Origin of the sequence: Rosenbergiella sp. YN46 (genome assembly GCF_036620675.1) — a bacterium.
GTDB lineage: Bacteria > Pseudomonadota > Gammaproteobacteria > Enterobacterales > Enterobacteriaceae > Jejubacter.
The window spans coordinates 1-530 of the sequence record NZ_JAZHEE010000163.1 but is presented as its reverse complement, the minus strand read 5'-3'; the positions used below and the strand labels follow the sequence as shown (position 1 = coordinate 530).

Below are 530 nucleotides of genomic sequence, written 5' to 3'. Positions count from 1 at the left end.
GTAGCGAACGACAACCGGTTTCAGCACACTTTCCCAGTCATCGGCAGAGTGGACGTTGCCGGGACGCAGGGAGCTCCGTTCCAGGTCGCCGAACTGGTTGAACAGGAACAGGGGATGGTAGCAAGTGCATCCGAAGTGTCCGTTGTAGGCCGTTCCTTCCTGGTCGCCGTGGGTCGGGCTGACGCTTGAGTCCATGTCGAGAATGATCTCTGTCGGCGGGTGGCGGTCATGAACCCGCTCGATCCACACCCCGTTCATGTCGGCCAAGGCTTCAACGTTCGCGTCGGTGGCCAGAACCTCCGTCTCGAAGCGCCCCATCTGGCTGGCAGATGCCGCCCGCCCCTTGATGGCATGACCGCCAACAATCCAACGCATGGCGGGATCACGGCCCAAACGGTCGGCGTCGTTCACGTCGTCGTAGCCGCCAAGGCGTCCGAAAACGGACTGGCGAAACTGCCCGGCAAGACCGTGGCGAGCATTCTTCCCACGGCGGGTGTCGGTGAGCACGTCCCCGGCCATGTCGGTCAGCC

At 63.2% G+C, this 530-nt stretch carries 1 protein-coding gene; it reads right to left on the bottom strand.

Annotation, left to right across the window (positions count from 1 at the left end):
• On the bottom strand, positions 1-530 hold a 530-nt coding region (locus V3W49_RS23050), incomplete at both ends, for a transposase (RefSeq protein WP_500148311.1).